General features: G+C 63.2%; 23 protein-coding genes. 8 read left to right on the top strand and 15 right to left on the bottom strand.

Translation table 11 applies throughout. From position 1 onward, the window contains the following. Positions 1–74: 74 nt before the first annotated feature. The 3 genes from sbcB to NLX68_RS15315 all read right to left on the bottom strand — a co-directional run bounded on the left by sbcB (position 75) and on the right by NLX68_RS15315 (position 2,439). On the bottom strand, positions 75–1,505 hold the full coding sequence (gene sbcB, locus NLX68_RS15325; protein ID WP_254284663.1) for an exodeoxyribonuclease I: 1,431 nt from the start codon (positions 1,503–1,505) through the stop codon (positions 75–77). A gap of 61 nt (positions 1,506–1,566) precedes the next feature. Beyond that, a complete protein-coding gene (locus NLX68_RS15320) occupies positions 1,567–1,926 on the bottom strand; it encodes a PilZ domain-containing protein (RefSeq protein ID WP_010220860.1) in 360 nt (119 codons plus the stop codon). Positions 1,927–2,052: 126 nt separating this feature from the next. After that, complete coding sequence (locus NLX68_RS15315; protein ID WP_010220859.1) at positions 2,053–2,439, bottom strand: tol-pal system YbgF family protein; 387 nt, start codon at positions 2,437–2,439, stop codon at positions 2,053–2,055. A gap of 229 nt (positions 2,440–2,668) precedes the next feature. Here NLX68_RS15315 and pyk point away from each other — a divergent pair, with 229 nt between their 5' ends. Beyond that, complete coding sequence (gene pyk, locus NLX68_RS15310) at positions 2,669–4,120, top strand: pyruvate kinase (protein ID WP_254284662.1); 1,452 nt, start codon at positions 2,669–2,671, stop codon at positions 4,118–4,120. An 887-nt stretch (positions 4,121–5,007) separates the two neighbouring features. Here the strand turns inward: pyk and NLX68_RS15305 are convergent. Together NLX68_RS15305 and NLX68_RS15300 are read right to left on the bottom strand one after the other, a co-directional pair. Beyond that, complete coding sequence (locus tag NLX68_RS15305; protein WP_254284661.1) at positions 5,008–5,946, bottom strand: iron-sulfur-binding ferredoxin reductase; 939 nt, start codon at positions 5,944–5,946, stop codon at positions 5,008–5,010. Beyond that, complete coding sequence (locus NLX68_RS15300) at positions 5,939–7,051, bottom strand: GGDEF domain-containing protein (RefSeq protein WP_254284660.1); 1,113 nt, start codon at positions 7,049–7,051, stop codon at positions 5,939–5,941. Before NLX68_RS15300 ends, NLX68_RS15305 begins: the two co-directional genes overlap by 8 nt. Positions 7,052–7,367: 316 nt before the next feature. Here NLX68_RS15300 and NLX68_RS15295 point away from each other — a divergent pair, with 316 nt between their 5' ends. Next, positions 7,368–8,891, top strand: a complete 1,524-nt coding sequence (locus NLX68_RS15295) for a fumarate hydratase (protein WP_010220854.1) — start codon at positions 7,368–7,370, stop codon at positions 8,889–8,891. Positions 8,892–9,077: 186 nt separating this feature from the next. Here the strand turns inward: NLX68_RS15295 and NLX68_RS15290 are convergent, their stop codons facing one another. The 6 genes from NLX68_RS15290 to NLX68_RS15265 form a co-directional block, all read right to left on the bottom strand. Continuing rightward, the gene (locus NLX68_RS15290) at positions 9,078–9,659 is read right to left on the bottom strand and encodes a DJ-1/PfpI family protein (protein WP_254284659.1); all 582 of its coding nucleotides are present in this window, start codon (positions 9,657–9,659) and stop codon (positions 9,078–9,080) included. A 65-nt stretch (positions 9,660–9,724) separates the two neighbouring features. After that, on the bottom strand, positions 9,725–10,882 hold the full coding sequence (locus NLX68_RS15285) for a phosphatidylserine/phosphatidylglycerophosphate/cardiolipin synthase family protein (protein WP_254284658.1): 1,158 nt from the start codon (positions 10,880–10,882) through the stop codon (positions 9,725–9,727). Position 10,883: 1 nt separating this feature from the next. Next, complete coding sequence (locus tag NLX68_RS15280; RefSeq protein ID WP_254284657.1) at positions 10,884–11,465, bottom strand: YceI family protein; 582 nt, start codon at positions 11,463–11,465, stop codon at positions 10,884–10,886. A gap of 45 nt (positions 11,466–11,510) precedes the next feature. Next, positions 11,511–11,807 carry an amidase gene (locus tag NLX68_RS15275; protein WP_010220849.1) on the bottom strand — a complete coding sequence of 99 codons (297 nt, stop codon included), beginning with the start codon at positions 11,805–11,807 and terminating at the stop codon, positions 11,511–11,513. After that, the gene (locus tag NLX68_RS15270) at positions 11,804–12,901 is read right to left on the bottom strand and encodes a serine hydrolase (RefSeq protein WP_254284656.1); all 1,098 of its coding nucleotides are present in this window, start codon (positions 12,899–12,901) and stop codon (positions 11,804–11,806) included. Before NLX68_RS15270 ends, NLX68_RS15275 begins: the two co-directional genes overlap by 4 nt. Before the next feature lie 42 nt (positions 12,902–12,943). Beyond that, entirely contained in the window at positions 12,944–13,831 is an 888-nt protein-coding gene (locus NLX68_RS15265) for an acyl-CoA dehydrogenase (RefSeq protein ID WP_254284655.1), read from the bottom strand. Between the two features lie 136 nt (positions 13,832–13,967). Here NLX68_RS15265 and olsB point away from each other — a divergent pair, with 136 nt between their 5' ends. Beyond that, entirely contained in the window at positions 13,968–14,723 is a 756-nt protein-coding gene (gene olsB / locus NLX68_RS15260; protein ID WP_010220846.1) for an L-ornithine N(alpha)-acyltransferase, read from the top strand. Further along, positions 14,723–15,508 (top strand): 1-acyl-sn-glycerol-3-phosphate acyltransferase, encoded by a 786-nt coding sequence (locus NLX68_RS15255; RefSeq protein ID WP_254284654.1) that lies wholly within the window; start codon positions 14,723–14,725, stop codon positions 15,506–15,508. The genes olsB and NLX68_RS15255 overlap by 1 nt, the downstream gene beginning before the upstream one ends. Here the strand turns inward: NLX68_RS15255 and NLX68_RS15250 are convergent. Beyond that, a complete protein-coding gene (locus NLX68_RS15250) occupies positions 15,505–16,077 on the bottom strand; it encodes an ACP phosphodiesterase (RefSeq protein WP_254284653.1) in 573 nt (190 codons plus the stop codon). The two genes, NLX68_RS15255 and NLX68_RS15250, sit on opposite strands and share 4 nt — an antisense overlap. A 155-nt stretch (positions 16,078–16,232) precedes the next feature. Between NLX68_RS15250 and NLX68_RS15245 the strand changes: the two genes are divergently transcribed. From NLX68_RS15245 to NLX68_RS15235, 3 genes are read left to right on the top strand one after another with little or no spacing between them, the layout of a single operon-like run. After that, complete coding sequence (locus tag NLX68_RS15245) at positions 16,233–16,535, top strand: helix-turn-helix transcriptional regulator (RefSeq protein ID WP_010220843.1); 303 nt, start codon at positions 16,233–16,235, stop codon at positions 16,533–16,535. Positions 16,536–16,548: 13 nt separating this feature from the next. Further along, positions 16,549–17,718 carry an MFS transporter gene (locus NLX68_RS15240; protein WP_254284652.1) on the top strand — a complete coding sequence of 390 codons (1,170 nt, stop codon included), beginning with the start codon at positions 16,549–16,551 and terminating at the stop codon, positions 17,716–17,718. A gap of 17 nt (positions 17,719–17,735) precedes the next feature. Continuing rightward, positions 17,736–18,785, top strand: coding sequence for an alkene reductase (locus tag NLX68_RS15235; RefSeq protein WP_254284651.1), 1,050 nt, complete (start codon positions 17,736–17,738; stop codon positions 18,783–18,785). Between the two features lie 127 nt (positions 18,786–18,912). Here NLX68_RS15235 and NLX68_RS15230 read toward each other — a convergent pair whose 3' ends face one another. From NLX68_RS15230 to NLX68_RS15220, 3 genes are all read right to left on the bottom strand, one after another. Continuing rightward, a complete protein-coding gene (locus NLX68_RS15230) occupies positions 18,913–19,755 on the bottom strand; it encodes an ATPase (RefSeq protein ID WP_254284650.1) in 843 nt (280 codons plus the stop codon). 87 nt (positions 19,756–19,842) lie between these two features. Then, positions 19,843–20,847 carry an NAD(P)-dependent oxidoreductase gene (locus tag NLX68_RS15225; protein WP_254284649.1) on the bottom strand — a complete coding sequence of 335 codons (1,005 nt, stop codon included), beginning with the start codon at positions 20,845–20,847 and terminating at the stop codon, positions 19,843–19,845. 52 nt (positions 20,848–20,899) lie between these two features. Further along, positions 20,900–21,790, bottom strand: a complete 891-nt coding sequence (locus NLX68_RS15220; RefSeq protein WP_254284648.1) for a LysR family transcriptional regulator ArgP — start codon at positions 21,788–21,790, stop codon at positions 20,900–20,902. 121 nt (positions 21,791–21,911) lie between these two features. Between NLX68_RS15220 and NLX68_RS15215 the strand changes: the two genes are divergently transcribed. Further along, positions 21,912–22,511 (top strand): LysE/ArgO family amino acid transporter, encoded by a 600-nt coding sequence (locus NLX68_RS15215; protein WP_010220834.1) that lies wholly within the window; start codon positions 21,912–21,914, stop codon positions 22,509–22,511. Positions 22,512–22,570: the final 59 nt, after the last annotated feature.

Genomic DNA, 22,570 nt, shown 5'->3' with positions numbered 1-22,570 from the left:
GGCCCGCTGGTAACCTTGTGTTACTCGCTAAAAAAACGCCAGCTTAGCTGGCGTTTTTTATTTTCAACGATTGCTTACATTCCCAATTGCAACTTCAATGCCCGCACATGGCTGCGCCACTGACCGAGCAGCGCCTGCTGCTGGGCATCAGCCTCTGCCCAACAGTCCTGCAAGGCCCGCTCGAAATCACCGACGGTATTGGGTGCCCCCATCAACGGATCACTCAGGCGTTGCTGGCAAAAGGTCTGCCAGCGCTGGCGCTCCTCGGCATTCAAGGTTTCGTTGAAATTACGCGCACGATAGCGAAACAACAGTTCCGGTAAACGTTCATCATCGAACATCCACTGGCCCTGCCCCAACTGCTGCGGATCGACACTGCGCACTTGCTCGCATAACCGACGATCACGGTCGCCAAGAAAGCCATCATACAACTGCTGTTCCGGATCTTCGCTGGGGGCAAACTCCTCGGCGCTGTAGATTACCGGCAATTTGTCTTGCCATTGCCCTGCCGTGGCAATCAGGCTGGCAGCGCGCGCCTGATAAACAGACATATCCAGTTCCAGCCGCTGCTGATCTTCCCCACGCAATACACTTAAGGGGGCGACTACCGGGCAGCGATTGATGTGGATTAATTTCAGCGGTACCGGCAATTGTCCGTCAGGCATTTCCTCGCGACGAGTGTATAAACGCTGACGCAGTGAATCAGCACCCTCATCGATCAAGGGCTGCGCATCCAGATGCAGGTCACAGACGATCAAGGCATTGCGATTATGCGGATGCCAGGCCAGGGGTAATACCACCCCCAGATAATTACGTGCCGCAGAAAAGCGACCGGAAATATGCACCAGCGGCTGTAATAATCGAATCTGGTCGAGGACTTTCTGCTTGCTGCGCAGTTGAAACAACCAGTCATAGAGCTTGGGCTGTTTCTGTCGGATCAATCGCGCAAGTGCAATTGTCGCACGCACGTCCGACAACGCTTCGTGTGCCTGACCATGGTCGATGCCGTTGGCGGCGGTGAGCAACTCCAGGCGCAAACTGGTGCGCCCGTCCTGTTGCGGCCATTCAATCCCGTCCGGGCGCAGAGCATAGGCGCTGCGGACGATGTCGATCAGGTCCCAGCGGCTGTTGCCGCCCTGCCACTCGCGGGCGTAAGGATCAAAGAAGTTGCGATACAGGCTGTAACGGGTGACTTCATCATCGAAGCGCAGGCTGTTGTAGCCGGCGCCACAGGTGCCCGGACGTGCCAGTTCGGCGTGTACCCGGGTCATGAACTCGGCTTCGCTCAAGCCCTGGCTGGCCAGTTGCTGCGGGGTGATGCCGGTGACCAGGCAAGCCTTGGGGTGCGGCAGGATGTCGTCGCTGGGCTGGCAATAGAAGTTGATCGGCGCCTCGATCTCGTTGAGCTCGAGGTCGGTGCGCACCCCGGCAACCTGCAAAGGCCGGTCGTTGCGCGGGTTGATGCCGGTGGTTTCGTAGTCGTGCCAGAAAATGCTGGAGCTCACGGGGTCGTCCTGAACAGAAGATCGACCAGAGTCTAGGGCCAGCAGCCCGCCAGGGCCAGTGTCAGGCCGAGGCGTTCAACGGATGGAAGCTGAAATAGTTGCGCAGGGCGCGCACCAACAGCTCGTAGTCACGTGGTGCCTGCAACAGCATGAAGCCCGAGTCGTAATGCCCGGGCGTCTGGTCTTCATGGCTCCACAGGCAACTGGCGGTGAGGTTGATCGGGTGCACGGCGCCATCGCGGCCCGGAACTTTGAGTTGCAACTCGAAATCCGGGCCGACCAGCATCGGCAACTGGCTGATCAGCATCAGGCCGTCTTCCGACACATTGCCCAGGTAACCGATGGGCTGGTCGGTGAAGCGGTTGAAGACTTTGAGAAAATAAGGGAGCTGGTGACGCTCGATGCGGCGCTCGTCAAACATGGTCGGGATCGCTGTCGAAGACCCTTTTAGCAGGGCCGCGCTAGAGCTGCTGTTTTTCATTCATCTCAGCAACAAGATTAGCGCACCCTGACCCGTACGTCACAATCAGACTTGCTGACTTTAGTATTAACGCCAAGGCGTGGTCGTTGCCGGCCGGGCAATCGCGGCTTCGCCAGTGCGGTAGTGGCCCAGTTGCTCGAGGGTCTGCAGCCGCGCGCGGGCACGGAAGGCGTATTCGCTCTGCGGGTAGCGCTGGAGGATGAACTGGTAGGTCTGCGCCGCATCGACGAACAGCTTCTGCCGCTCCAGGCACTGGCCACGCAGCAGCGACACTTCCGGCTGGATGAACGGTCGGGCACGGCTGGTGCGCTCGACCTGGGACAGCTCCAGCATCGCCTGCTCGCAGTTACCCCGGTCATAGGCGCGGTAGGCGTTGTTCAAATGATGGTCCATCGACCAGCGGGTGCAGCCGACGACGCTGGTCGCCAAGGCTAAAACGATCAAGGCTCGCATGGGGATCTCCTGTATTGAGCAGTGTATCGGCTTTGTGCGGAAAATCTGTAGACGTTGCTGGCTGCAGGGGCCTCATCGCGGGGCCAGCCCGCTCCCACAGGGGCCGCGCTCGGGGCCCTGCCGCCGTTCAAACGCCACCCCCGCTAACCGGCAGGTAGTGCAAAGGAACAATGACTACAGCAATTTTCCGGAGTAGCCTTTCGCTGCGCTTCACTATAGGAGTCTGTGCATGACCATCCGCCGTACCAAAATCGTCGCCACCCTTGGCCCCGCCAGCAACTCGCCGGAAGTGATCGAGCAACTGATCCTTGCCGGCCTGGATGTCGCTCGCCTGAACTTCTCCCACGGCACGCCTGACGAGCACAAGGCTCGCGCGCGCCTGATCCGCGATATCGCCGCCCGCCTGGGCCGCCACGTAGCGCTGCTCGGCGACCTGCAAGGGCCGAAGATCCGTATCGCCAAGTTCAGCAACAAGCGTATCGAACTCAAGGTCGGTGACCGCTTCACCTTCTCCACCGCCCACCCGCTGACCGAAGGCACCCAGGAAATCGTCGGCATCGACTATCCGGACCTGGTCAAGGACTGCGGCGTCGGTGACGAACTGCTGCTCGACGACGGCCGCGTGGTCATGCGCGTAACCAGCGCCACTGCCGATGCCCTGCACTGCGAAGTACTGATCGGCGGCCCGCTGTCCGACCACAAAGGCATCAACCGTCGCGGCGGCGGCCTGACTGCTCCGGCCCTGACCGAAAAAGACAAGGCCGACATCAAGCTGGCAGCCGAAATGGACCTGGACTACCTGGCCGTTTCCTTCCCGCGCGATGCCTCCGACATGGAATACGCCCGTCGCCTGCGCGACGAAGCCGGCGGCAGCGCCTGGCTGGTGGCCAAGATCGAGCGCGCCGAAGCGGTCGCCGATGACGAGACCCTCGACGGCCTGATCGCCGCCAGTGACGCGGTCATGGTTGCCCGTGGCGACCTGGGCGTGGAAATTGGCGATGCCGAGCTGATCGCGATCCAGAAGAAGATCATCCAGCACGCCCGCCGCAACAACAAGGCGGTGATCGTTGCGACCCAGATGATGGAGTCGATGATCCAGAACCCGATGCCAACCCGTGCCGAAGTCTCCGACGTGGCCAACGCCGTGCTGGACAACACCGACGCGGTGATGCTGTCGGCCGAAAGTGCCGCTGGCGCCTACCCGATCGAAGCCGTACAGGCCATGGCGCGCATCTGCCTGGGCGCGGAAAAGCACCCGACCAGCCAGAAGTCCAGCCACCGTCTGCACACCCGCTTCGAGCGCTGCGACGAAAGCATCGCCCTGGCGGCCATGTACACTGCCAACCACTTCCCTGGCGTCAAGGCGATCATCGCCCTCACCGAAAGTGGCTACACCCCGCTGATCATGTCGCGCCTGCGTTCTTCGGTGCCGATCTACGCCTTCTCGCCGCACCGCGCCACCCTGGCCCGCGCCGCGATGTTCCGTGGTGTGTACCCGGTAGCGTTCGACCCGGCAGCCCTGCCGGCCGAGAAAGTCAGCCAGGCGGCAGTCGACGAGCTGCTGCAGCGCGGCGCGGTCGAACCAGGTGACTGGGCGATCCTGACCAAAGGCGACAGCTACCACACCATCGGTGGCACCAACGGCATGAAGATCCTGCACGTCGGTGATTCGCTGGTCTGATCCTCAGGCCCTGCTGAACAAAGCCCCGCAGCTTGTGCTGCGGGGCTTTTTTTTGGTTCTTCACGACATTTCGGGGACTATGAGCCTTGGGGTGGGGTTGGTTGCGAGCTTATCCATTCGCTGTGGCGCCGCTGCTGGCCCCTTCCGCCCTTACGGCGGCCTACTTTTCTCTTGGGAAAAGGTAGGCAAAACCGCTTGCTCCTGCATACGGCCCTACGCTGCGCTTCGGGTCCCTTCGCTACGGCGCCCTCCGGGGCATCGCGGCCTACGACTTGCTACGCCAAGTCTACGTCTCGCGTCTTCGGCTGACGCCGAAGGTGCTGCGCACTGCCCCTACAGGCACCTTCGCTCAGCCTCCTGAAGTCGCTTTCCGCGGCGCCTTGAATTACGTGCATGAACATCAAGATCAAGATCAGCATCAAGATGAAGCAGGTCGGTCCTCGCTTCGGGGTCAGTTTGGCTACGCCATAATCTGCTTTCGCAGATACGCCAGTGCAGGCGCCGCCCGTAACTTCGCGACTTCAGGAGGCTGAGCGTAGGTGTCTGGAGGGGGCTGGTGCGCAGCACCCTTCGGCGTTAGCCGAAGACGCGAGACGTAGACTTGCGCAGCAAGTCGTAGGCCGCGATGCCCCTGGAGGAGACCGAAGCGAAGGAACCCGAAGCGCAGCGTAGGGCCGTATGCGGGAGCGAGCGGTTTTGCTTACTTTTCCCAAGAGAAAAGTAGGACGCCGTAAAGGCGGAAGGGGCCGGCAGCGGCGCCACAGCAAATGGATAAGCTCGCAGCCGGAACAAGCCAAGCCAAGCCAAGCCAAGCCAAGGATCCTAGCCCCCCAGGATTCCGTGAAGAACCTTTTTTTGGGGGATAAGCCCGCAGCCTCAACAAGAAATCAAGCGTGACCGATGAAAACATCGGCAAACAACTGGTTGCGCGGCAGGCCAGCGAGAAACATGCGCCGGGAAAACTGCTCGACACCGGCCGCCGAGCCACACGCCAGGGCCACGGTCTGGCGTGACTGCAAACGTAACGCCGCCAGGGCCTGGGGCAACTGGTCCGGGGTCAGCAGCTCGACCTGCAACTGCGGATGCCGGCTGGCCAGTGCCGTCAGTGCCTGCGCCAGATAATGCTCCTGCTCGTCGTGGGCCAGATGCAGCAAGCGAATCGGCCCGTGATGCTCCTGGCGCAAGGCCTCGCGCAGAATCCCCCACAGCGGCGCCAGGCCGGTGCCGGCGGCCAGCAGCCACAGCGGGCGTTCCTGCCAGTCCGGGTCGTAATGCAAGGCTCCGCCGCGCAACTCGCCCAGGCGCAGCGTTGCACCGATACTCAGTTGCCGCGCTGCCGTGCAGAACGCACCGGGTTGCCGGCAATCGAGATGAAACTCCAAAAAGCCCTCCTCCCCCGGCAAACTGGCCAGCGAGTAAGGCCGGGCGACCCCGCTCGGGCTCCACAACACCAGGTGCTGGCCGGCCTGATAGCGCAACGGTCTGTGTGGCTCAAGACGCAAGCGCAGCACCGTCGGGCTCAGCCAGTCGAGGCCGCTGACCTGGGCTGGCACCCCATCCTGGAGCGGGTCGAACAAGGCCACCTGCAAGTCTTCCTCGATGCTGCACTGGCACGACAGGCGCCAGCCCAACTGGCGTTTGTCCGCCGCCAGGGCCTCGGGCCGGGCATCCCCCGGCTGGCCTTGCAGGCAGCGCACCAGGCAGGCGTGACAGCTGCCGGCACGGCAACTGTAAGGCACCGCCAGCCCGGCATCATTCAAGGCATCGAGCAGGTTGCTGCCCGGTGCCACCGTCCACTTTCGCTCACCAACCTGCAATTCAGGCATCGACGGCCTCCCAGGCGGCCAGGCAGCGGTTGCGCCCGCTGCGCTTGGCCCGGTACAAGGCCTGATCTGCGCGCTGCAGAGCGTCATCGAGATCGTCGCCTGCGCACAACAGGGTCAACCCCGCCGACAGGCTCAAAGGCTCGACCCGCAATCCAACCGCTGGCGGCTGAGCCAGGGCAAACGCCCTGCGCAGCCGCTCGCAACAGGTGGCCAGTTGCGCGTCGGTGCAGTCAGGCAGCAGCAACACGAACTCTTCGCCACCGTAACGGGCCAGTACCGCAGTGTCGCCCAGGCAGTCGCTGGCGATCGAGGCAAAGGCTTGCAGCACCTGATCGCCTGCGGCGTGGCCATACACATCATTGATGCGTTTGAAGTGATCGAGGTCGATCAATGCCAGGCCATGGCAACTGTCAGCGCCCATGCGCTCCAGCTCGTGGGTGGCCAGGCCCAGAAAGTGCCGACGATTGAACAAACCGGTCAGTTCATCGGTGGCCACCAGGCCTTCGAGCTGGCGCATCATGCCGCGCAAGGTGTCCTGATGGGCCTGCAGGGCATAGCGCCGCTGGCGCATGCGCTGACGCGCGGCCTGCACATAACGGGCATACAGGCACAACCAGCACAGCACCACCAACAAGGCACTGGCCTGCAATGCCAACAGCGACCCGTCGAAATGCGGCGCTTGCCAGGCCTCCCAGGCGATCAGGCCGAGGAAGCTGCACAACACCAGCAGCGCGCAGCGCACAAACACCCGTCCGCTCAGGTGAAACAGGCCGAACATCAGGATCAAGGGGTAGAACATCAGGAAAGTGCCGCGCCCCTGGTCAAGCTGAGCCAACAGCCAGGTCTGCCAGGCGATCGCCAGCAGCACCTGGAACTCGGTCAGGCTCGGGTCGTTAAAGCGCAGGTTGCGGCCGCTGGCGAACACCCAGCCGAGCAGCGACTGGCACACGAGCAACAGGCCGCTGCCCAGCAGCAAAACAGTCAGGGAGGCTTGCAGATGGCCGCTCAAGAGTGCCACCCAGAGTAGCGCCAGCACCAGCAGATACGTGCCAGCCGCCATGAGAAAGCGTTTGAGGAGAAGCTTCTGCAGCGCTGTTTCGGTCACTGGTGACTCACCGTGCTCTGGCCAGGGCAGAGGAATGGGGCATGGCCAACCGCCACTTTAGGCGGTGCGAAGAATAATTGCCATGGTTGCACAAATCGACCCTGGCCAGTGCTCAGGCAAGAACAGTGCCCGGCCACTGCCGACCTTGGTGGGGACCTTTGGTACGTGTACCGGCGGCGGATGCGCGCTATACTGCCGCGCCTTTTTTGCGCCGACAGCCTTGCGTTGGCGCCTGTTGAAGGTCGTTTCGACACCTCGGCCAGTCCGCGTCGGAATACCTTAATGAATGTTCCCGTCTTTAAGAGGAGCGCGCTGCATGACCGTGATCAAGCAAGACGACCTGATTCAGAGCGTTGCCGACGCCCTGCAGTTCATTTCGTACTACCACCCCGTTGATTTCATCCAGGCCATGCATGAGGCCTATCTGCGTGAAGAGTCGCCAGCTGCGCGCGATTCCATCGCCCAGATCCTGATCAACTCGCGCATGTGCGCCACCGGCCACCGGCCGATCTGCCAGGACACCGGTATCGTCACCGTGTTCGTGCGCGTCGGTATGGACGTGCGCTGGGACGGCGCGACCATGAGCCTGGACGACATGATCAACGAAGGCGTGCGCCGCGCCTACAACCTGCCGGAAAACGTCCTGCGTGCATCCATCCTGGCCGACCCGGCAGGTAGCCGTAAAAACACCAAGGACAACACCCCGGCGGTCATCCACTACTCCATCGTCCCGGGCAATACCGTGGAAGTGGACGTGGCGGCCAAGGGCGGCGGCTCCGAGAACAAGTCGAAAATGGCCATGCTCAACCCGTCCGACTCGATCGTCGACTGGGTGCTCAAGACCGTTCCGACCATGGGTGCTGGCTGGTGCCCTCCGGGCATGCTCGGCATCGGCATCGGCGGTACCGCCGAGAAAGCCGCGGTAATGGCCAAGGAAGTGTTGATGGAATCCATCGACATCCACGAGCTCAAGGCCCGTGGCCCGCAGAACCGCATCGAAGAGATCCGCCTGGAGCTGTTCGACAAGGTCAACCAGCTGGGCATCGGCGCCCAGGGCCTGGGCGGCCTGACCACCGTGCTCGACGTCAAGATCATGGACTACCCGACCCACGCCGCCTCCTTGCCGGTGTGCATGATCCCCAACTGCGCCGCCACCCGTCACGCCCACTTCGTGCTCGACGGCTCCGGCCCGGCTGACCTGGAAGCGCCATCGCTGGACGCCTACCCGGAAATCGTCTGGGAAGCCGGCCCATCGGCCCGCCGTGTCAACCTCGACACCCTGACCCCGGAAGACGTGCAGAGCTGGAAGCCGGGCGAGACCATCCTGCTCAACGGCAAGATGCTCACCGGTCGCGACGCTGCGCACAAGCGCATGGTCGAGATGCTCAACAAGGGCGAAGAACTGCCGGTCGACCTCAAGGGTCGCTTCATCTACTACGTTGGCCCGGTTGATCCGGTCGGTGACGAAGTGGTTGGCCCGGCCGGCCCGACCACCGCAACGCGGATGGACAAGTTCACCCGTCAGATCCTCGAGCAGACCGGCCTGTTGGGCATGATCGGCAAATCCGAGCGCGGCCCGACCGCCATCGAAGCGATCAAGGACAACAAGGCCGTGTACCTGATGGCCGTCGGCGGCGCTGCCTACCTGGTGGCCCAGGCGATCAAGAAGTCCAAGGTCCTGGCCTTTGCCGAACTGGGCATGGAAGCGATCTACGAGTTCGAGGTCAAGGACATGCCGGTCACCGTCGCGGTCGACAGCAACGGCGAGTCGGTACACATCACCGGCCCAGCGATCTGGCAGCACAAGATCGCTGAAAGCCTGGCGGTGGAAGTGAAGTAAGCCTCGGGGTTTGCTGATAGAAAAAAGCGGCAGGTGGATTATTCCCCTGCCGCTTTTTTATTGCCTGTACCGGCCTCATCGCTGGCAAGCCAGCTCCCACAATGGCTCTTCATGCACCTGACCCGTGGGAGCCGGCCTTGCCGGCGATCGAGCGCGAAGCGCTCGTATTTCGGCCAGCACCTTTGTTCACAGGGTGATGTGAGTCCCCAGCAGTTGCAGGAAACCCGCCAACCACGCCGGGTGCGCCGGCCAGGCAGGTGCCGAAGCCAAGTTGCCCTGCACATGGGCCTGGTCGACGGCGATCTCGACATACTGGCCACCGGCCAGGCGTACTTCCGGCGCGCAGGCCGGATAAGCGCTGCACTCGCGGCCTTCCAATACGCCGGCCGCCGCCAGCAGTTGTGCGCCATGGCACACCGCGGCAATGGGTTTGCCGGCCTGATCGATAGCCTTGACCAGCGCCAGCACCTGCTCGTTCAAACGCAGATACTCCGGTGCCCGGCCCCCTGGAATCAGCAGCGCGTCGTAGTCGTCAGCCTGAACCTTGGCAAAATCAAAGTTCAGGGCAAAATTATGCCCGGGCTTTTCACTGTAGGTCTGGTCGTCTTCGAAATCGTGGATCGCCGTGCGCACCGTCTGCCCGGCGTTTTTGCCCGGGCACACCGCGTGCACGGTATGGCCAACCATCTGCAGGGCCTGGAACGGCACCATCACTTCGTAATCTTCAACGTAGTCGCCAACCAGCATCAGAATCTTCTTCGCAGCCATGTCATCAACTCCTTCAAGTGCAGTGAAAAGATAAAGACACCATAGACCGCTAACGTGCGACAGGCTCAATCGCGTCGGTCGAGCAGGTTGACCACCAGCCGGTCAAGCCAGCCCCACAAGCGTTGCTGCACGCGCTTCCACAACGGCCGCGCATGCCAGTGGTCCAGGTCGATAGTCAGGCTCCGGGCAAAGTCGCGCTCAAAGCTCGCCGCCACGTCGGCGGTCAGGGGTGGGTCGATGGCTTCGACATTGGCCTCGAGGTTGAAGCGCAGGTTCCAGTGATCGAAGTTGCACGAGCCGATGCTGACCCAGTCATCCACCAACACCATTTTCAGGTGCAGGAAACACGGCTGGTATTCGAAAATTTTCACCCCGGCGCGCAACAGCCGCGGGTAATAGCGATGGCCGGCATAACGCACCGACGGGTGATCGGTTCGCGGCCCGGTCAGCAGCAAACGTACATCGACACCCCGGGAGGCGGCGCGGCGCAGTGAGCGGCGGACCTTCCAGGTCGGCAAGAAATACGGCGTGGCCAGCCAGATGCGCCGCTGGCCGCTGTTCAGGGCGCGCACCAGCGACTGCAGGATATCCCGGTGCTGGCGGGCGTCGGCATAGGCCACCCGGCCCATGCCCGCACCACTCACCGGCACTCGCGGCAAACGTGGCAGGCCAAAGTGCGTTGGTGGCCGCCAGGCGGTACGGCGCAGGTTGGCACGCCACTGGCGGTCGAACAGCATCTGCCAGTCGGCTACCAACGGGCCCTGCATCTGCACCATCACTTCGTGCCATTCGCTGACGTCTTCGGTTGGCGTCCAGAACTGGTCAGTGACGCCAGTACCGCCCACCACCGCCCAGGTCTGGTCGACCAGCAGCAGCTTGCGATGATCGCGATACAGGTTGCGCAAGCCACGACGCCAACGCAGGCGGTTGTACCAGCGCAACTCCACACCCGCAGCCAACAGGCGCTGGCGCAGGCTCAAGGTGAAGGCCAGCGAACCATAATCATCGAACAGGCAACGCACCTGCACGCCGCGCTCGGCGGCCTGCACCAGGGCCTGGACCATGGTTTCGGCGCAAGCGCCGGCTTCGACCAGGTACAGCTCCAGATCCACCTGATACTCGGCGCGCACGATTGCGGTGAGCATGCGCGGGAAAAACTGCGGACCGTCGATCAATAGCTCGAACTGATTGCCGTCGCGCCAGGGAAAGACCGGTCCGGCCATCTCAACGCGCCGTGAAGATCAGCACCGCGGCCACCGGCACCGACGGGCTGATGGACTTGAGCCCGGCCAACTTGCGCAAGGTGGCAAGCCCGGGGAGCAGATCGAAATCATCGGCGCGCAACATCAACGGCTCCAGGGTCACCACCTGAAAGCGCCGGTCATCCAGGCGGGTGGCCAGCAACAGGGCGCTGTAGCTGTGCTGCTTGCCATGCAGGCTGACAGTCAGCGGCAGGCGCAGCTCCACCTGGGCGCCATTGGCCAGGTCGTTGATCGGGCGCAGGTCGATCTGCGCGCTGACCTTGGCTTCGGGGAACTTGGCGAACTCGAACAGTTCCTTGCGCATGCGTTCGTCACGCAGCGGCACGCCGCTGTTGTTGGAGTCCATCTCGACCTGCAGCTCGGCGGCGCCCTTGCGATCGACCTTGCCATGCAGAACGAGGAAACGATGTACCTCAGCGGTGTCACCGTTCTTGCTGGAGACAAATGACAGGCGTGACGATTCGCCGTCCAGGTGCCAGTTGGCCTGGGCAGGGAGACTGAGAACGACCAGCAGGGCAAGCAGAAGACGCGACAGACTGAACATGTGAAATCCTGTAACACAATGGTCGTCAACCTTACCCGGCTGCCCTCACGGCAGCAAGCGACAGCCCTCGCGCGGGCCCTGCCACTGCGCACGATTCTCGACCCCCAGCCCGGCAGCGCTGACCAGCCGCTGCTGCGCGTCTTCATCCAGGCGACTCAACGGCAGGTATTGGCGCACATAGCCCCGACAATAATGTTCGTCGAAATTCATGACATAGCGGCACGAACAGTACTCCTTGGCCGAGTAGGCACTGAGGATGCCGGGGAAATCCGCCAGCGCCTGGCGTTCGTACCAGGCCCAACCGCCGGCCAGCAGCGCCAGTACCAGCAACACGCGCGTCATGGCCGCACCTTGTCGACTGCTGCCAGTACCCGCTTGAGCAACTCGTTATGGGCAAAGCTGGCGTCGCGGTCATCGGCGTAGCGGACGATCAGCAACTTGCGCGCCGGCAGCACATACAGTGCCTGGCCCCAATGCCCCAGGGCCGCATACGTGTCAGCTGGCGCATCCGGCCAGGGTGGCGGGCTGCCGGGCAAAGGTTGATTAAGCCACCAGTGCCCGCCCGGGTTGGCTTCACCGGGTTGGGCCGTGGCTTGCAGGAACGGCTGGCGATTGAAGTCGACCCAAGCGCTGGACAGCAATTGTCGCGTTTGCCAACGACCTTCGCGCAGCATCAACAGGCCAACGCGCGCCAGGTCGCGCGCGCTCATGTACAGATAGGAAGAACCCACCAAGGTGGCACTGGCGTCACGCTCCCAGACTGCACTGGCGATCCCCAGCGGTTCAAACAAGGCGTGCCAGGGGTACTGCGCATACCCCGCATCGCCGACCATGCCGCGCAAGGCCGCCGCCAGCACGTTACTGTCACCGCTGGAGTAGAGAAAGCGTTGCCCAGGGCTGGCCACCTCGGGCCTGGCCGCCGTGTAGCTGGCCATATCGCCGCGCCCGCGGGTGTAGAGCATGGCCACTACCGAGGACTTGAGCGGCGCGTATTCGTAATCTTCCTGCCAGCCCAGGCCGCTGGCCCAGTGCAGCAGGTCTTGGATGCGCACGTGGGGATGGGCACGCATCGGTGCGTAGAAACGCGCAACCGGATCCTGCAGGTCAAAGCGGCCCTCGGCGTGGGCGACGCCCAGCAGGGTCGCCAGCACGCTCTTGCTGATCGACCAGGTCAGGTGCGCGGTTTTAACGGTGCTGGGCGCGGCATAGTGCTCATAGACAATGCGCCCGTCGGCGATCACCAGCAGCGCGTCGCTGCGCACGCCCTGACGTTGCTGATCATCGCGTGGGGCGAAGGCATAGCGTTCAACCGCCTGCCAGGCGCTTCGGTTGGCATCGCTCGCCACCGTCCAATCAGGTACCGGCCAGTACTCCTCGGCCGAAACGGCCTTGCTGAAGGCAAAAACAGCCAGCATCCACCACACTGCGTTGCGCATGCCACATACTCAAGGCCAGGGTTCGCCCAGCCTGGCAGCGTTTCATGACAATCCGGCGGCGGTCCAGGCCTTGGCCAGACGTTTGGCGCGGGCCGCGCTGGCGATCTCCAGCAGGCCCTGATCGCGTTGCCACAGGCTTGCCCACTCGCCTGGGCTGGCCAGCAGTGCCTGATTGAGTTCATCTTTCAAGCTGTTGAACTGGGCAAACAGACCGCCCAGCAGCAAATGGCTGGTCGAGGCGTTGGCGCACTGGCGAGTGCTTTCAGCGCACGCGCCGAGCAGACTGATCAGGCGCAATTGCAGGTTTTGCGGCCAGCCCGTTTCCTGGCCGACGCCATAGAGCCAGGCACACAGGGCACTGAGCACATAAAGATCTTCCAGCGAGCGGAAGGGTTTGACGTAGGCATCCCAGCCGTCCCCCGCCAAGCGCTCGCACAACGCCCCTTGCAGATGCAGGCGGGCATGGCCGACTTCCGGCATCAACGGCAAGGCCGGCAGCGATTCGAGGCGCACGCCCGGTTCACCGGCGTAGACCACCGCCAGGCTCAGTTCTACTGGCTGCCCCTGCGCCTCGCAGCGCGCCGCCACCAGCAGCCACTCGGCATCGAGCCCGGCAGTGACAAAGTCCTTGCTGCCACTCAGGCGCAAATCATCCAGACGCACCTGCATGTCCGCCGGGCGCACGCTGCGCCGCTCACTGGCGCACAGGGCGCCAAGGCTCTGCGGCGCACTGGGCCACAGCACCCGCAGCGCCGCCTGGTAGCCGACCAGGAAGGCCAGGCCCGGGGTGCTCATCGCCCGCCCACCGAGCACCGCCAGCTCGAACGGGCTAACCGCGCCCAGGCGCGCCAGCAGGCTGGAATAGGTATCGGCCAGCGTGGCCGCAAGGGGTTGTCTGTGTCGATCGTTGAGTCGTTGCAGCCAGGCCATCGAAGCGCTCCTTGAGGGGGGCTGTCATACAAGCATCACCAAACATTCACGGGGGTGACACCGCATCTACCTAGGCTGAGCTTGCACAACAAAGTCGACCGGCCGCAACCCCATGGCTGGCTTATGGAGACACGCAATGACTCGGATCGCTCGCTCTGGCGACAACAGCACTGAACGCCGTCTGCAAGCCGAACGCCTGGTCGGCCCGGCAGCCCTGCAGGAAGCACAGGCCCTTCGTTTCAGCGTATTCAGCGGTGAATTCAAGGCAAAACTCAAAGGCGCCGAACTGGGCCTGGACATGGATGACTACGACATTCATTGCCGCCACATCGGCGTGCGCGATCTCACTAGCGGGCGCCTGGTCGCCACCACTCGTCTGCTCGACCACCAGGCCGCCAACAGCCTGGGGCGCTTTTACAGCGAAGAGGAATTCAGCCTGCACGGCCTCGGCCACCTGCAAGGGCCGATTCTCGAATTGGGTCGCACCTGCGTCGATCCGGCCTACCGCAACGGCGGTACCATCGCCGTGCTCTGGGCGGAGCTGGCCGAAGTGCTCAACGAAGGCCGCTACAGCTACCTGATGGGCTGCGCCAGCATCCCCATGCAGGACGGCGGTGTACAGGCCCACGCGATCATGCAGCGCCTGCGCGAACGCTACCTGTGCACCGAGCACCTGCGCGCCGAACCGAAGAAGCCACTGCCGAGCCTGGCCCTGCCGAACAACGTCATCGCCGAAATGCCGCCGCTGCTCAAGGCTTACATGCGCCTGGGGGCGAAGATCTGTGGCGAACCATGCTGGGACGAAGACTTCCAGGTCGCCGACGTGTTCATCCTGCTCAAGCGCGACGAACTGTGCCCGCGTTATGCCCGTCACTTCAAGGCGGCGGTCTGATGCAGCGCCTGCGCGTCTATGCACGCGTAGCCCGGGTGCTGCTGGTGGTGCTGTTCGGCCTGGCCATGGCAGCCCTGTTCAGCCTTTATGAACGCCTGCGCGTGCCGGCCTCGACCGAGCGCCGCCAGCGTTGGTCGCAGCTGTTCATGGGCAAACTGAGCAATGCCCTGCCGTTCAAGGTGCGAGTGGTGGGCCAACTGCCACAGCAGCCGATGCTGTGGGTCAGCAACCACGTGTCCTGGACGGATATTCCTTTACTGGGCATGCTTGCGCCGCTGTCGTTTTTGTCCAAGGCCGAAGTGCGTACCTGGCCAGTGGCCGGCTGGCTGGCACACAAGGCCGGTACCCTGTTCATCCGGCGTGGCGGCAACGACAGCCAACTGCTGCGCAAACAGATCAGCCAGCACCTGCAACAGGATTGCCCGCTGCTGATCTTCCCCGAAGGCACCACCACTGACGGGCGCAGCCTGCGTACCTTTCACGGCCGCCTGCTGGCCAGCGCCATCGACACGCAGACACCGCTGCAGCCGGTAGCCCTGCGCTACCTGCGCAGCGGAAAAGCCGATTCGATCGCGCCGTTTATTGGTGATGATGATCTGCTCTCGCACCTGCTGCGCCTGTTCAGCAATGACTGCGCCGAAGTCGAGATCCATTTGCTGGCGCCGATTGACAGTACCGGTGAAGAACGCGCTGCCCTGGCCTTCAAGGCGCAGCAGGCGATCCAGCAGGCATTGTTCGGTTGCGAGCCGGTTGCCCAGGCGCAACGCCGGGCCAGGGCTGCCTAGGTATTGGCGCGGGCAAAGCGCTGCAACTGCGGATAGAAATTGCGAAAGTCATCCAGCAACGGCTGGTACAGCGCCGCCACCTCCTCCACCGCGCCGTCCAGGCCTTCGGGCCGCGACAGGCGCCGGGCAATCCCGCGAAACACCGGTTCAAGTACCGCGAACTCGCGGTAAGACCCGAGCCAGTCATCGGCCGCCATGTACGGTGCTATCTGCGCCAGGCGCCCGGGCAAGGCCGGTTCTGCGGCCAGCACCCGGTACACGCGGTCGGTGAACTGGCCCAGCGGCTGCTCGGCATAGTCCTGCCAGTGCAAGGCCAGGCAATGATCGAAAAACACATCGAGGATGATCCCGGCGTACCGCCGCCGCTCCCGCGGAAAGCGTGCCAGCGCCGCCAGCACCAATGGATGACTGTCGGTGTAGACATCGATCTGGCGGTGCAGACGGATCGCAGCTTCCAGTGTCGGGGGGAAACGCCCCTGCAGTGGCCCTTTGACGAAATCGCCATAGAGGCTGCCGAGCAATTGCTCAGGCTGCTGACCGCCGAGATGAAGGTGCGCGAGGTAGTTCATGGGAAGGGATTCTAGCACCCCGAGGCGTATATCGTTATAACTCGATATAGCGATTTACGCTGAGCTCAGAACCACATCATATTTGTATATCGCGAAATACCGATTTATATTTCGCCCCATCGCGATATACCGCTACACACACCACGAGCCCAACCATGCCTCTCGATCTCGACGAAATAATAAAAGCCCTGGCCCACCCAGTACGGCGAGAAATCCTCAACTGGCTGAAGGACCCCGACGCGCAGTTTCCCGACCAGCACCACAGCACCGAACACGGTGTGTGTGCCGGGCAGATCGATCAACGCTGCGGCCTGTCGCAGTCGACCGTTTCCGCCCACCTGGCGACCTTGCAGCGCGCCGGCCTGATCAGCAGCCAGAAGATTGGCCAATGGCATTTTTTCAAACGCAACGAGGACACCATCCAGGCCTTCCTCAAGCAGATGAGCCAAGAGCTCTGACAAGGACCTTGCAATGCCCCTTTCGCTGATAATCCTGGCGCTCAGCGCCTTCGCCATCGGTACCACCGAGTTCGTCATCATGGGTCTGTTGCCGGATGTGGCGGCAGACCTGGGTGTATCGATTCCCGGTGCCGGCTGGCTGGTCACCGGCTACGCCCTGGGCGTGGCCATCGGTGCGCCGTTCATGGCCCTGGCCACCTCGCGCCTGCCACGTAAAGCGGCGCTGATCGCGCTGATGGGCGTGTTCATCGTCGGCAACCTGCTGTGTGCGGTGGCCAGCGACTACAACCTGCTGATGTTCGCCCGGGTGGTGACCGCCCTGTGCCATGGTGCCTTCTTCGGTATCGGTTCGGTGGTGGCAGCCAGCCTGGTGCCGGCCAACCGCCGTGCTTCGGCGGTCGCCTTGATGTTCACCGGCCTGACCCTGGCGAACGTGCTGGGTGTGCCGCTGGGTACCGCGCTGGGCCAGGAATACGGCTGGCGCTCGACCTTCTGGGCGGTGACTGTGATCGGCGTCGTCGCACTGATCGGTCTGATCCGCTTCCTGCCGTACCGGCACGACGAAGAGGCACTCGACATGCGCGCCGAACTTGCCGCGCTCAAAGGCGCCGGCATCTGGCTGTCGCTGTCGATGACCGTGCTGTTCTCGGCCTCGATGTTCGCCCTGTTCACCTATGTCGCACCACTGCTCGGTGACGTCACCGGCGTTTCGCCACGGGGCGTGACCTGGACCCTGCTGCTGATCGGCCTGGGCCTGACCCTGGGCAACATCCTCGGCGGCAAGCTCGCCGACAAACGCCTGGGCGCCACCCTGATCGGCGTGTTCGCCAGCATGGCGGTGGTGTCCACCGTATTGAGCTGGACCAGCGTCGCCCTGATCCCGGCAGAAATCACCCTGTTCCTCTGGGCCACTGCAGCCTTTGCCGCGGTCCCCGCCCTGCAGGTCAACGTGGTGACCTTCGGCAAGGCCGCCCCGAACCTGGTCTCGACCCTGAACATCGGCGCTTTCAACCTGGGCAATGCCCTCGGCGCCTGGGTTGGCGGCACTGTCATTGCCCAGGGCCTGGGCCTGACCCGCGTGCCCCTGGCCGCCGCAGCGCTGGCGGTGCTGGCGTTGATCGTCACCCTGATCACTTTCAGCCAGGGCGGTAACAAAGCCGAACTGGCACCTGCCACTCACTGATAGGCCTTGAGGTATTTATGACGACTCTTTTCGATCCGATCACCCTCGGCGACCTCAAACTGCCGAACCGCATCATCATGGCCCCACTGACCCGCTGCCGCGCCGATGAAGGCCGGGTACCCAACGCGCTGATGGCCGAGTACTACGTACAACGGGCCAGTGCCGGGCTGATCCTCAGCGAAGCCACTTCGGTAACGCCCATGGGCGTCGGCTACCCGGACACCCCGGGGATCTGGTCCAACGATCAGGTGCGTGGCTGGACCAACGTCACCAAGGCGGTGCATGGCGCCGGCGGGCGGATCTTCCTGCAGCTGTGGCATGTGGGGCGCATCTCGCACCCGAGCTACCTCAACGGTGAAACCCCGGTGGCACCGAGTGCAATCCAGCCCAAAGGCCATGTCAGCCTGGTGCGCCCACTGGCCGATTACCCGACGCCACGGGCACTGGAAAGCGCAGAAATCGCCGATATCGTCGAGGCCTACCGCACCGGTGCCGAGAACGCCAAGGCGGCCGGTTTCGATGGCGTCGAAGTGCATGCGGCCAATGGTTACCTGATCGATCAGTTCCTGCAGAGCAGCACCAACCAGCGCAACGACCAGTACGGTGGTTCTCTGGAAAACCGTGCACGGCTGCTGCTGGAAGTGACCGACGCCGTGATCGACGTCTGGGGCGCACAACGGGTCGGCGTGCACCTGGCGCCACGGGCCGATTCCCATGACATGGGCGATGCCAACCGTGCCGAAACCTTTACTTATGTTGCCCGGGAACTGGGCAAGCGCGGCATTGCCTTTATCTGCTCGCGAGAGAAAGAAGCCGACGACAGCATTGGCGCGCTGATCAAGCAGGCTTTTGGCGGCCCGTACATCGTCAACGAGCGCTTCACCAAGGCCAGCGCCAACGCTTCGCTGGCCAGTGGTAAAGCCGATGCGGTGGCCTTCGGTATTCCGTTCATTGCCAACCCGGACCTGCCGGCCCGCCTGGCAGCCGATGCAGCGCTGAACGAGCCGCACCCGGAGACCTTCTACGCCAAGGGGCCGGTGGGTTATATCGATTATCCGCGGATGTAAACCTTGGGGCTGCCTTGCAGCCCATCGCCGGCAAGGCCGGCTCCCACAAAGTCCGCTGCAAGCAGATCCAGTGTGGGAGCCTGCCTTGCCGGCGATGGGCCGCAACAGCGGCCCTGTTTAGCGCCGATCAAGGCCGGGTGTTGATCTGCTGTTGCAGGTTCTGCACCTGGCTTTGCAAGGTATTGATGTTTCGAGTCACCTGGCCACGAAACGCATCGAACTCCGCCGTTGACGCACCGCCACTGGCCGCAGGCGCCGGGCGGTTTTCCTGTTCGCTCTTGAGCACGATCAGGTCCTGCTCCAGGCGCTGGATCGCCGCCGCCGGGTTGCCCTGTTTCTTCAGCGTCGCCACATCAGCGCTCAGGCTCTTGAGCTCACCATCGAGCTTGCCGCCATCGACCTGGGCCGTCTTCAATCCCGCCAACTCGTCATTTACCCGCTTGAGCTGTGCCTGCAACTGCTCCTGCAACTTGGCATTGGCCGCCTGCTGCTCGCTGGCCTGAGCCAACACCTGCTCCAGTCGCTTGCCCAGATCGCCGGTCTGCCCGGCCACACCCTGCTGTTGTTTGCCCTGTTCGGCCAGGCTCGCCTGCAGCTGCCTGATCTGCAGCTTCAGGGCTTCGCTGTCGGTGCTGACACTGGTCTCGCTGGCCGCAACCTTGCCGCTGATCGCCTGCAGGCGTCCCGCCGCGTCTTCACTGATGCGGGCGAAACTCTCCTGGGTGGCAACCAGTTGCTGCTCCATCAGGGAAATCTGTTGAAAGCTCCACCAGCCAAGGCCAGCCAGAGCAATGAACGAGGCGCCGAGCAATGCCCACAACGGGCCGCTGCTCGCGGCCTTGGGCTGAGCACGCGAAGCTGCGGGCCCGCCACGACGCACACCCGCTACCGGGACGAAATCATCGTCATCACGGCTACCGGCACTCAAGGTCGGCACGTTATCGAAATCATCTGGAGCATCGTTACGCATGGGATCCCTTCAACCACGGTGATAGCAAATGGTCAGTAGTATAAAGCCTGATCAGCGCACTGATCGACCGCAAAGCCCTGGTCCGGTTCAGTCCTTGCCGGACGGAAGGTCCTGGGCTTTCCACCAGCCACAGAACTCATCCAGTGCCGACCACAGGCTGACGCTGGGGCGGTAATCAAGAAACTGCCGGGCGCGGCTGATGTCGAGGGTAAAGTCCTTGCTCATCACCTGCGTGCCCAAGCGCGACAGGGTCGGTTGCGGACGGCCAGGCCAGAGCAGGCAGGCACCTTCGTTCACGGCCGCAAGGCTGTAGGCCAGGCCGTAGGAACGGTAACGGGTGACCTGCGGCAGGTGCATTTGTCGCATTACATAATTGACCACATCCCACAATGGCAACGGGTGGCCATTACTGATGTTGTAGGCTTGGCCCAGCGCGGCCTCATCGGCGAGCAAGGCACTGACCAACGCCTCGTTGAGGTTCTGCACGCTGGTGAAGTCGACCTTGTTCAAACCATTGCCGATGATTGCCAAACGCCGCTTGCGCTGCATTTGCAACAAGCGCGGGAAGATGCTCACGTCGCCAGCGCCAGTGACAAAGTGTGGACGCAGGGCCAGCACTTCGAGGCCGAACTCCTGGGCGCCGAAGACCTTCTGCTCGGCCAGGTGCTTGGTTGCCCCGTAGTGGTTATGGAAGCGCCGCGGCACCTGCTCTTCAGTGATGCCCAACTGCGAGCGGCCATTGAAACAGATCGACGGCGAAGACAGGTGCACCAGCCGCCGCACATGCTCTTTAAGGCACGCTTCCACCACGTTTTCAGTCACCACCACGTTGCCCTGGTAGAAATCCTGATAGCGCCCCCAGTTGCCCACGGCACCCGCGCAATGCACCACTGCTTCGACGCCCTGACACAGGCGCCGGGCCAGGCCCGGGTCGTTGAGGTCACCCGGGATGAACTGCGCGCCGCGTCGCACCAGGTGCTCGACGCCTTCGGCGCGGCGGCCGTTGACCCGAACGTCAAAGCCCTGCTCCAGGGCAAAGCGCGCAAAGCGCCCGCCGATGAAGCCGCTCGCGCCGGTGACCAGAATTCGCATGTAGCACTCCGCCTAAAACAGGTTTTTCAGATACTGCTGACGCCGCCCGTGCCTACAAGGGCACCAGCCATTGCCCGGCCGTGAGGCGCAGGTGCTCCGTCAGCTGGCCAAGCAACTGCCCGCCATTGCGCCAATGATGCCAGTACAAGGGCACGTCGATGGGTTTATCCGCCGATATTTCTACCAGACGCCCGCTGGCCAGTTGGTCGCGTACCTGCAGTTCCGGTACCAGGCCCCAGCCCAGGCCTGCTTCGGTCATGCGCAAAAAGCCCTCGGACGACGGACACAGGTGATGCAGGAAACCGTCCTCAATACCCAGGGACGCCAGGTAACGGTGCTGGAGAAAATCATCCGGACCGAACACCAGTGCCGGGGTACGCGACAAACGGCCGGCATCGAAGCCCAAAGGAAAGTAGCGGGCCATGAACGCCGGGCTGGCCAGGGCACGGTAGCGCATAGCGCCAAGCAACAGGCTGCGGGCGCCCGCCACCGGCCGTTCGCTGCCGCACAGGCAGGCGGCCACTTCACCGGCACGCATGCGCTTGAGGCCGACCTCCTGGTCTTCCACCACCAGGTCCAGCAGCACCTGCCGGTCAGCGCAAAACTCACCCACCGCAGCGGCCCACCAGGTCGCCAGGCTGTCAGCGTTCAGGGCAATGCGCAAACGCTCCGGCATACCCTCCTCGTCCAGCGCCGGCACCTGGCTCTGCAGGTCGCGTTCAAGCAGGCGCACCTGCTGCACATGGTTGAGCAAGCGCCGGCCAACATCGGTGGGGCTTGGCGGGTTGGCGCGCACCAGCACTGGCTGGCCGACCCGCGCTTCAAGCAACTTGATGCGCTGGGAAATCGCCGACTGCGACAAACCCAGTACCTGGGCGGCACGTTCGAAGCCGGCCTGCTCGATGACGGCAGCGAGGGCAGAAAGCAGTTTGTAATCGAACATTATTTTTCCTAATGCCTGATCAGCTTTATTTGTTTTTCTTATACAGAGGGCATCCCCACAATGGCCAGCATCTTCTTTGTATTTGCGCCCGCGCCCTGCGGGCGTCCGTGGAGTCCTCCCTATGTGGCAAAGCTACCTGAACGGCCTGCTGGTCGCCTTCGGCCTGATCATGGCGATCGGCACGCAAAACGCCTTTGTCCTGGCGCAAAGCCTGCGCCGTGAGCATCACCTGCCGGTGGCGGCGCTGTGCGTGGTCTGCGACGCCATCCTGGTGGCGGCCGGGGTGTTCGGCCTGGCCACGGTACTGGCGCAGAACCCGACCCTGCTGGCCGTGGCACGCTGGGGCGGTGCGGTATTTCTGCTCTGGTACGGCGGCAAGGCCTTGTTGCGGGCCTGCTCGCAACAAAGCCTGCAGCAAGGCGAAGGCCAGGGCCTGCGCTCGCGCCGGGCGGTGCTGCTCAGTGCCCTGGCGGTGACCTTGCTCAACCCGCATGTGTACCTCGACACCGTGTTGCTGATCGGCTCACTGGGCGCCCAGCAAACCGTGCCCGGCGCCTACGTGGCCGGCGCCGCCAGCGCCTCGCTGCTGTGGTTCTTCACCCTGGCCCTGGGCGCCGCCTGGTTGGCCCCGTGGCTGGCGCGGCCTGGGACCTGGCGGCTGCTTGACCTGATGGTGGCGGTGATGATGTTTGCCGTGGCGGCGCAGCTGATTTTTACCTGAGGCGCCGCTCGTCCGGCACCGGCAAAGGCTCTGGAACCTCTTTCCCGTACACTTGTTGC

Source organism: Pseudomonas sp. SBB6, assembly GCF_024213215.1.
Lineage (GTDB): Bacteria > Pseudomonadota > Gammaproteobacteria > Pseudomonadales > Pseudomonadaceae > Aquipseudomonas > Aquipseudomonas donghuensis.
This window is presented reverse-complemented; position numbering and strand designations above follow the sequence as displayed.